The following is a 7,755-nucleotide window of genomic DNA, read 5'->3' as shown; positions in this document are numbered from 1 at the left end:
GGCACTAATTTTATGGTGGTAAAAGAAGTATCTACAAAACTGTGGTTTCTGTAAAAACCTTTGTCCCTATTTGCTGCAATATGGCTATCAGTTTTTCGATTTTGATGGGTTTGGAAATATAATCGTCCATGCCGGCCTTAAAACATTCATCACGGTCTTCGGCCATAGCGTTTGCCGTAAGCGCCACAATGGCCGGTTGCCGGGCATGGTGTTTTCTGATGTACCGTGTGGCTTCCAGGCCGTCCATTTCCGGCATTTGCATGTCCATCAATATCACATCATGGTATTGCTGGTCAAGCAAATGAAGCACTTCCTTGCCTGTTTCTGCCAGGCTGCCCGTATAGCCGAGCCGCTCCAGCACTTTCAAAATAAGTTTTTGGTTGATCTGGTTGTCCTCGGCCACCATAATTTTTAACGGATAAGTGATGGCGAAATTTTTATTAAGAAGGCTGTCGGGCTTGCGGTCTGCTTCGGCCTGCTTTGGCTGGTGCTGCAATGCCGACAAGATCACGCGGCTTAAATGTTGCTGCTTCACAGGTTTTGTGAGAACGGAAGTAAACAAGTCAGGATATTTATTCCTGGTTTCATCGCCCACAGAACTTAGCAGGATAACAGGCAATTGCTTGTATTTTTTCTTGATCAACTGGGTAAGTTCTACGCCGTCCATTTCCGGCATTTGCATGTCCGATATCACCAAATCAAAATCAGAGCGGCCACTTAATGTTTCCAGCGCATCTTTGCCCGAGTGTGCCATTACCGGTTTCAGTTTCCAGTTTTCCAACTGCAATTGCAAAATGCGCCGGTTGGTGGCGTTGTCATCTACCACCAGCACCTTGCAGCCTTCCACTTCGGCCATGTTTATCAAAGTGAAAGACTTTTTGTTTTCCTGGCTTACCTTGCATTTGATGTTGAAACTAAAGGTTGTGCCGGCCCCCAAAACGCTGCTTACCGTAATGTCGCCGCCCATTAGGTTGATCAGCCGTTCGCAAATCACCAAGCCAAGCCCTGTCCCGCCATAATTTCGGGTAGTAGAAGAATCAACCTGCGAAAATGCTTTGAACAGTTTGTCTAGCTTTTCTTCAGGGATGCCGATACCAGTATCTTTTACCTCAAAATTGAGTTGCAGTTCGTCTCCGGCTGTTTGTGCGGCCATCGTTAATCCTAAAAACACTTCGCCTTTTGGTGTAAATTTCAGGGCATTTCCTAAAAGGTTGATCAATACCTGGCGCAAACGCATGCTGTCGCCAATTAATTGGGCTGGCAGTTTGTGGTCAATCTGGTACATCAGGTCTATCCCTGCCTGTGCTGCCTTTCCTGCCAGCAGGTCCAGTACTTCTTCAACGCAGGTACGGATTTCAAACGAATGCGGGTCGAGCTCCATTTTGCCCGACTCAATTTTGGAAAAGTCGAGGATGTCGTTGATCACGTTTAGCAAAGCTTCGCCACTATGCAATATGGTTTGGGCAAATTCGTACTGTTCCGGGTCGAGCTTAGTTTCGTTTAACAGCGAGGCCATCCCCAACACACCGTTCATTGGTGTGCGGATCTCGTGGCTCATGGTGGCCAAAAATATACTTTTGGCCTGGTTGGCCTTTTCTGCCTCCTGTGTCTGGCTGATTAACTGTTTGTTGAGCAGAACCAACTCTTCAGATTTTGCCAGTAAATCCTTGTTCAGCCCCTTCAAATCACCGGCCTGTTTATTTACTTCTGTAGTGCGTTCTATTACTTGTTTCTCCAACAAAGCTTTTTGCCCCTGAATAAAACGGATGCGGCTTTTGTACCAGGTGCAGACACTAAAAACAACAACACATAAAGCAATAAGCCTAAACCACCAGGTGGCCCAAAAAGGCGGAAGGATAATAATTTGCAAACCGGAAGTGGCAGGCGACCAGATACCGGCACTATTTTTATATTTGATTTTAAAAGTATAGTTGCCCGGGCCCAAATTGGTGTACGAAGCCATCGTACGCTTGCCCACATAGTTCCAGTCTTTTTCAAAACCGTCCAATTTATAAGCATATTCTTTTTTATCTGCTGAGGCATAGTCAAGGGCTGCATATTCCAACGAGATAAAAGACTGGTTATAGGAGAGGGTAATGGAGCTGGTGTAAGAAATATTTTGTTTTAAGGGCGATGGGTCGGTACTGTTTTTTGCAATGGCCAAAGGTTTATTAAACAACTGAAAGCTGGTGATGACTACAGGGGAAAAGCCTTTTTCCTTGGCTATTTTTTTGGGGTCAAAAGCATTAAAACCATTAACACCACCAAAATACATGATGCCGGTACGGCTTTTTAGAGCAGAATGGGCTTTAAATTCCGAACCTTGCAGGCCATCTTCGGTAGTATAGTTTTCAAATTTGTTGCTGTTCGGGTTGTACATGGAAATGCCCGCGTTCGTACTGATCCACATCCTGCCTTTATTGTCTTCGCGAACCGCATAAATAAGGTCGCTTGGCAGGCCTTCAGTTTTACCAAAAACCTTGAACTTACGGGTTTGAGGATTAAATAAATTTAAGCCTGAAAACGTACTGATCCAAATATTCCCTTTATGGTCTTCAAATAAATCTGTAACGGAGTTACTGCTGATACTGTTCGTTTTCTCTTGGTGCTGAAAGTGGGTAAACGTGTTTGTTTTTCGGTCCAGTAAATCCATTCCTGCATCATAAGTGGCCACCCATAAATTATTATTCCGGTCTTCCAATAAGTCATAAATTCGGTCGCTGCTGATGCTTTTCGGGTTTTTTGCATCAAACCGGTAACGTTTAAAAGTTTTTGTTTTGCTGTCATAAGCAGTCAGTCCATCGTTAAAAGTGCCGATCCAGGTTTTTTTGTCCCGGGTGTGGATAATTGAATAGATATTATTGCCGCTTAAACTATTTGAATTGGCAGGGTTATTTTTATAGTTTGTAATTTGGTTGGTAGCTTCGTTCAGCACGCTTACACCGCTTGCCCACATCCCGATCCATAAATTACGGCTGCTGTCTTCGGCAATGTCAATCACATAATTGCCGGCAACCCCTTTACCGTTTTTTTGCTGTTTTAAGGCAGTAAAAGTGCCTTTTTGAGGGTCAAATTTATTGATGCCGCCGCCATCCGTGCCAACCCAAATGTTTCCTGCCGCATCTTCTGCCAGGTCTAACACAAAATTATTGGACAAACTATTTGCCGAGGTATTATGCCGGTAATGCACAAAATTCTCCGTGCTTTTTTTAAAAAGGTTGATGCCTGCACTAAACGCGCCCAGCCACATGTTTCCCAGCTTGTCTCTGCAAATGGCGTAAATAGAGTTTCCGCTTAAACTGTTGTCGTCAATATCATCATGAGCATAATTGTCAAAATGACTGGTACCTTTGCGCAAAATGCTGATGCCCCCGTTTTCTGCCGCTATCCAGATACTGCCGTTGCTGTCTTGGTTGATACTGAATACATGGTTGCCCACCAGGCTTGCAGGATCATTTTTATCATGCAAAAACCTGCGAAAGGTCTTGCTTTTTTTATCAAATAAATTAAGCCCTTTTTCTTGTGTGCCAATCCAAATCCGGTGTCCGGCATCTTCAAAAAGACTGGTTATGCTATTACTTGATAAAGTAGCTGGGTTGCTGTCGTTATGAAGAAACCGGGTAAAACTTTGTGTTTTTTTATCAAACAGGTTTAGGCCGTTGGTATAGGTGCCTACCCATACCTGGTGTTTAGAATCTTCTAAAAGTGCGGTAATGCTATTATCGCCAACACTTTTTACATCATTGGCAGCGTGTAAGTAATGCTTAAAAAAGTTCTTTTTGATATTGTAGCAATTTAAGCCCCTATCATTCGTAGCAATCCATAAGTTGTCTTCCGAATCGAATAAAATTTTGTTTATAGCATTGCTCGAAATGCTGTTGAGGTTATGTTCGTTGTGCAAAAATCGGGTGAACTGCTCTTTCCTGACATCAAATTTATTGATGCCGCCAACTTGTGTTGCGATCCAGATGTTGCCGCTTTTATCCTCGGTAATATCCTGGATAAAATTATTGCTGATGGTATTGTTGTTTTTAGGGTCGTACCTGTAAACCGTAAAATTATAGCCGTCGTAGCGGTTCAGGCCGTCCCTCGTGCCAAACCACATAAAACCGCGGCTGTCCTGAAAAATGCTAGTGATGTTGATTTGCGAAATGCCTTCGGCAATGCCAATATGCTCAAACTTGATTGTTTTGTGCTGGCAAAAGGCAGTTGTTTTGAAAGTAAGTAAAAAAGCAACAAAACAAATGATTGCTTTTTTAAAAGAAACGGCTAAAGGCATGGCTGTTTTTTAAACCATTAGAATTAGTTTATATAAATAGCCTTGTTATACGCACACAATTTTTATTCGTTCCCTTTTTATTAAATCCTTAATAATAAATCTATTACAGGCAAAAATTTTTTGGTTGTTTACAGCAGCAAATAAAAAAGCTTTGGTTGATGGCCATGCTTCTTTTAGGCATATAAATTTGGTGTTTAATAATGTGCCAATAGAAAAATTAAGAAAGCCCAATGATTTTTAGGCGGTAAAAGAAGCATCGGAAATAAAATGGACAGGGTCGGACCAACTTTCAACCGCCGATCCCGCTCAACATGCTAAACAGAATAATGCCTAAAACGATCAGCGTAATCACGACATACAGATAATCTTTTTCCAGCAAAAAACTAAAAACAGAAAGCAGTACGCGGGCAATGGGCGTGGCAATCAGCAATAGAATTCCTGTTTGGATAATTGCCCGGCCTTTCCCTGCTGCCACATTTTGTAAAATACCTTTTATATTCCTTAAAAATAGCGGCTCGCCGTTAAAAGTGTGGTAAGAAGCTTTTTCGTGGCCGTGCCGGTAAAGGTAAACCAAGCCTCCGATAAAAACTACCGACATGGAAACGATAACGCCCCAACGTAGCAAAGAACCGATCATCAGCTTCACGTCTGCATCCTTAAATATCTTTTTTTCGCTGCTCATATTTTTCCGCTTAAACCCTTGTAGATCATTTGGATAGCTATCACAGAAATAACAATGGCAAAAATAGCTTTCAACGATTTGGTGTTGGCTTTCACCAAAATTTTTGAACCCGTAACTGCGCCCAAAACTACGCCCAGCACCACCGGCATGGAAAGGCCCGGATCAATATAACCGCGCTGCAAATAAACCACGGCACTTGCGGCGGCTGTAACGCCGATCATAAAATTGCTGGTGGTGGTAGAAACTTTAAAAGGGATGCGCATGATGTTGTCCATAGCAACAACTTTTAAAGAACCCGAACCAATGCCCAGCAAGCCCGAAATCATCCCGGCAAAACCCATCAAACCAAATCCTCCAAAAATATTGCGCACGCCGTATGGGATTTGCTTCCCTTCGTCTGGAAACGAACTGCCTAACTTTAACCAGGTTGCAGGTTTGCTGGAAACAGGATCAGCCTGGGTGTTTTTCTTTACAAAAGACATGATGGCCGAGAAAAGCAAAATCAGGCCAAACAAAACAGCAATATACGCTGCGGGAATATAACTGGACAGAAACGCACCCAAAACCGCGCCGATGGTGGTTGCAATTTCCAGGAACATACCCAGCCGCATGTTCGTGATGCCTTCTTTTACATACGCTGCCGCGGAGCCGGAGGAAGTGGCAATAACCGAAACCAGCGAAGCGCCAATGGCATAATGGATATCAACATTAAGCAGCAAGGTAAGCAGCGGGATGATGACGACGCCTCCGCCCAAACCGGTTAAAGAACCGATCAGCCCGGCAAAATAAGCACCAACCAAAATATACAGGGTTAAAAGAAGTATCGTCATTTGTTTATGTGCATTTGCAATAATACTTCTTTTAGCACTGTTTTTTCAGGAAGTTAAGCTAAGCGGCAAATTAAAACGCGGCATTTTTTTGATGGCAGGTGCAGAACGGGTTTTCTTAAACGCTAAATGCTGTTTTTGATAAGCAAAACGTGGGTTTCCTTGGCCGAATAATTGAAAGTTGTTGAGCAGTTTTAGAAAATTAATAGTCGAGTTTGGTGCTTGTTGTGGTGGAAGCGCCAACAGATCGGCCACTTCATCGCCAACCAGATAGCGCATCAGTTGCATCGTTTCCTTTTGCGGGAAAGTTGCATCAACAGTAGAAAAATATTGGATTAAAGAACGCGTAAGTGATTGCCCATGTGCCGAACTTTTAAAATTCCGGATGCGGATGGCTTCTTCCAGCAATAGCGCTTCTTTTCCGGTTTCGGGCAGTAAACGTTCATCTACGCCCAATAAAAACCCGATCACGTTCCACAAGTGCATAAAAGCTTGTTGCTGTTGATATTCAACCGTCAACCCAAACTTGCGCAGGCCACGGACCACAATGAGCGAAAAAGAAAGGTTGGTTCCGGCCATGTCTTCCTGGTTAACCGGCAAACCCCAATCTTCGTTCCATTTACCGCTTTTTTGGGTGTAAAAACGGATGGCGGCGTGCAGCAAACGCACTTTCAAAATGCTGACAAAGGCTTTTCCTTCAGGCTCAAAAGCGTCTGGCGCCATCACGTCCCAAATAAAATCGGCAGTTTCGCCTAAACGATGTTCGGGCTTATTTCTGATTCGTTCTGAAAGGTCCAAAACTTTTGCGCCATCCGCAGCAGCATAACAATACGGAAGCGAAAGCAAGCCCAGCAAATTCATGATGGCCGTAGCGTGAACGGCAAAAAAAGCCGCGCCTTGCTGCATCAGCTTTTGATCGGCCCAAGCCGGTAATTTTTTTGCGCCAGCGAATACTTCTTTTACCGCATAAAAATCATCAAGTTGGTTAAGCTGATGATTGTAGGTAAGGGAATCTAAAAACGAACGGAAATTTGCTTTTTGAACGTCATCTGCAAAAACTTCCGCAATTAATTGATCTGCAAAAAAATCTCCCCGCTGCCGCATGGCAGAGAGGTTTTGAAAGTTAGGATCTGCTGCTGGTTTCATCTCATCAATTTACAGCAATAGAATGGTTGGCAGGGCAAATAGTTTGTTGTGCGTCTAAGCGTATTTCATAAACAAAAAATGCCGCCCTTGATGGACAGCATTTTCTTTTATGTTAATTGTTTCACAAGCGGATAGAAGGAAATTTTATCCAGTTCAACTTCGATATCATCTATAATTTGTTGATTGTTTGCAGATGATCTTATTCAAATATTTTGTATGCTTCTTTTATCACCTAAAAATTGGCAAGTACTTGCTTTTTTTGTTTTGGCTATGTTAGTGCAAACACCAATTTTTAGGTGATAAAAGAAGCATCAAGATTTTTTCTTGTGTAAATTTAAACAGGCTCTCAAATTATTAAACTAACCGCTTGCACCTTTTGCCGTCGCGATGTTTTCTTCTTTCTTCAATTTAAAAAAATCAATCAATTATTGGCCATTTGTAATAACAGGGTCCCAGGTTTGTCGCATAGCCGGGTTATCCATTTGAACACCCCAATCAAACATCGCTTTCAACACCGGGATAAGTGTCTTTCCCCGTTCACTTAATTCATATTCAACCCGCGGGGGCTTTTCCTGGTAGTCATGTCTTATAATCAACCCGTCTTCTTGCAATTCCTTAAGAAGCTGTTTAAATTTATAGCATAAAATTTTGCGATGCTTCTTTTATGCCTATAAAATTGGTGCGCCCGGATATCCTACTGTTACAAAAACTACAAAAAGGCAATGATTTTTATGTGCTAAAAGAAGCATTGCCAATAACTTAAACAAAATTTAAACAGCTTCTTAGCTGGACTTTAGCCAAATCAGGCGGCACGGGCTAAT

General features: G+C 42.6%; 5 protein-coding genes. All 5 read right to left on the bottom strand.

The features are described from left to right. Positions 1 to 31 precede the first annotated feature (31 nt). The 5 genes from Q0192_RS01690 to Q0192_RS01670 all read right to left on the bottom strand — a co-directional run bounded on the left by Q0192_RS01690 (position 32) and on the right by Q0192_RS01670 (position 7,581). Entirely contained in the window at positions 32 to 4,279 is a 4,248-nt protein-coding gene (locus tag Q0192_RS01690) for a two-component regulator propeller domain-containing protein (RefSeq protein ID WP_299285120.1), read from the bottom strand. Positions 4,280 to 4,568: 289 nt separating this feature from the next. Then, positions 4,569 to 4,961, bottom strand: coding sequence for a DUF1634 domain-containing protein (locus tag Q0192_RS01685; protein ID WP_299285118.1), 393 nt, complete (start codon positions 4,959 to 4,961; stop codon positions 4,569 to 4,571). After that, the gene (locus Q0192_RS01680; RefSeq protein ID WP_299285115.1) at positions 4,958 to 5,791 is read right to left on the bottom strand and encodes a sulfite exporter TauE/SafE family protein; all 834 of its coding nucleotides are present in this window, start codon (positions 5,789 to 5,791) and stop codon (positions 4,958 to 4,960) included. Before Q0192_RS01680 ends, Q0192_RS01685 begins: the two co-directional genes overlap by 4 nt. 45 nt (positions 5,792 to 5,836) lie before the next feature. Continuing rightward, positions 5,837 to 6,934: an oxygenase MpaB family protein gene (locus Q0192_RS01675; RefSeq protein ID WP_299285112.1), complete on the bottom strand. Its 1,098-nt coding sequence runs from the start codon at positions 6,932 to 6,934 to the stop codon at positions 5,837 to 5,839. Between the two features lie 425 nt (positions 6,935 to 7,359). Further along, positions 7,360 to 7,581: a helix-turn-helix domain-containing protein gene (locus tag Q0192_RS01670; protein ID WP_299285123.1), complete on the bottom strand. Its 222-nt coding sequence runs from the start codon at positions 7,579 to 7,581 to the stop codon at positions 7,360 to 7,362. Positions 7,582 to 7,755: the final 174 nt, after the last annotated feature.

The sequence above is a fragment of the uncultured Mucilaginibacter sp. genome, assembly GCF_937859865.1.
In the GTDB taxonomy this organism is placed as follows: domain Bacteria; phylum Bacteroidota; class Bacteroidia; order Sphingobacteriales; family Sphingobacteriaceae; genus Mucilaginibacter_A.
This window is presented reverse-complemented; position numbering and strand designations above follow the sequence as displayed.